A 2500-nucleotide genomic window follows, 5' to 3' on the forward strand; every position below is an offset into this window, starting at 1 on the left:
CCGGGTTAGGACTCTTAGCACCACTGGATTAGCTTGGGCGGTTGTTCGCCGGTACGGGAATATCAACCCGTTGTCCATCGACTACGCCTGTCGGCCTCGCCTTAGGTCCCGACTTACCCAGGGCGGATTAACCTGGCCCTGGAACCCTTGGTCTTTCGGAGGACGGGTTTCTCACCCGTCTTTCGCTACTCATGCCTGCATTCTCACTCGTGTGGCGTCCACGGCTGGATTACTCCGCCGCTTCACTCGCCACACGACGCTCTCCTACCACTCCGCACGACTGAACCACGAAGGCTTGTCTGTGTGCGAAATCTACAACTTCGGCGGTGTGCTTGAGCCCCGTTACATTGTCGGCGCGGAATCACTTGACCAGTGAGCTATTACGCACTCTTTCAAGGGTGGCTGCTTCTAAGCCAACCTCCTGGTTGTCTGTGCAACTCCACATCCTTTCCCACTTAGCACACGCTTAGGGGCCTTAGTTGGTAGTCTGGGTTGTTTCCCTCTCGACGATGAAGCTTATCCCCCACCGTCTCACTGCTGCGCTCTCACTCACCGGCATTCGGAGTTTGGCTGACGTCAGTAACCTGTTGAGGCCCATCGGCCATCCAGTAGCTCTACCTCCGGCGAGAAACACGCAACGCTGCACCTAAATGCATTTCGGAGAGAACCAGCTATCACGAAGTTTGATTGGCCTTTCACCCCTATCCACAGCTCATCCCCTCCATTTTCAACTGAAGTGGGTTCGGTCCTCCACGACGTCTTACCGTCGCTTCAACCTGGCCATGGATAGATCACTTCGCTTCGGGTCTAGGACATGCGACTGAATCGCCCTATTCAGACTCGCTTTCGCTACGGCTGCCCCACACGGGTTAACCTCGCCACATATCACTAACTCGCAGGCTCATTCTTCAAAAGGCACGCCGTCACCCCTACAAGGAGGCTCCGACGGTTTGTAAGCAAACGGTTTCAGGTACTATTTCACTCCCCTCCCGGGGTACTTTTCACCTTTCCCTCACGGTACTTGTCCGCTATCGGTCATCTGGGAGTATTTAGGCTTATCAGGTGGTCCTGACAGATTCACACGGGATTTCTCGGGCCCCGTGCTACTTGGGATACACATCCGGCCATAACACCATTTCGTCTACGGGGCTGGCACCCACTACGGCCCGGCTTTCAAACCGGTTCGACTATGATGCGCTGTAACCGTCCCAGTCCGGCAGAACTGAGCGACGTGTCCCACAACCCCGACCATGCAACGCCCGCCGGCTATCACACATGATCGGTTTAGCCTCATCCGCTTTCGCTCGCCACTACTCACGGAATCACATGTTGTTTTCTCTTCCTGTGGGTACTGAGATGTTTCACTTCCCCACGTTCCCTCTACCCGCCCTATATATTCAGGCGGGAGTCACCAGGTCGACAAGTCGCCTGGCGGGGTTTCCCCATTCGGAAATCCTCGGCTCACAGCTCGATTATCAGCTCCCCGAGGCTTATCGCAGATTTCTACGTCCTTCTTCGGCTCCAGATGCCAAGGCATCCACCGTTTGCTCTTAGAAACTTGACCACAAAGATTAAAATTGCGATCGACTCGAACAACAACCAACCCGAAGGCCGGTCATCATCACGAGCGATCTAAGATGCTCGCGTCCACTGTGTAGTTCTCAACATACGATCGGCACCAGCACTCCCCCACCAACCGGTAGGTTCACCCTGGCCCAACGAAGGACCCGTAGGCCCAACCCCCGCCAACACTCACGTGTCAACAGGAAGCCTGGTCCCTCAGGACCCAACAACGTGCACCAGCCGACCCGCTCACCCCGACCCGTCCCAACCAGCAAGCTGGCGTACTAGGGCCGGAAGCTACGCTCCCGACTGCACTGTCAATGTTCCACCCATGAGCTACCGGCAACCACGTTCGGGTTACTCGGCGCCTGAACCAGACACCTGCAGAGCAGGGCCGGTCAGATGCTCCTTAGAAAGGAGGTGATCCAGCCGCACCTTCCGGTACGGCTACCTTGTTACGACTTAGTCCTAATCACCGATCCCACCTTCGACGGCTCCTTCCACAAGGGTTAGGCCACCGGCTTCGGGTGTTACCGACTTTCATGACTTGACGGGCGGTGTGTACAAGGCCCGGGAACGTATTCACCGCAGCGTTGCTGATCTGCGATTACTAGCGACTCCGACTTCATGAGGTCGAGTTGCAGACCTCAATCCGAACTGAGACCGGCTTTTTGGGATTCGCTCCACCTTACGGTATCGCAGCCCTTTGTACCGGCCATTGTAGCATGCGTGAAGCCCAAGACATAAGGGGCATGATGATTTGACGTCATCCCCACCTTCCTCCGAGTTGACCCCGGCAGTCTCCTATGAGTCCCCGCCATAACGCGCTGGCAACATAGAACGAGGGTTGCGCTCGTTGCGGGACTTAACCCAACATCTCACGACACGAGCTGACGACAACCATGCACCACCTGTACACCGACCACAAGGGGGCGAC

General features: G+C 56.4%; 2 rRNA genes (1 of these 2 cut by a window edge). Both read right to left on the reverse strand.

The features are described 5' to 3' along the window. Positions 1 to 1564: ribosomal RNA gene (locus tag M3677_RS16725) — 23S ribosomal RNA — on the reverse strand; the annotation flags it as partial. A gap of 412 nt (positions 1565 to 1976) precedes the next feature. Continuing rightward, positions 1977 to 2500, reverse strand: a 16S ribosomal RNA gene (locus M3677_RS16730) (it continues 998 nt past the right edge of the window).

The sequence above is a fragment of the Curtobacterium sp. P97 genome (assembly GCF_023712445.1).
Lineage (GTDB): Bacteria > Actinomycetota > Actinomycetes > Actinomycetales > Microbacteriaceae > Curtobacterium.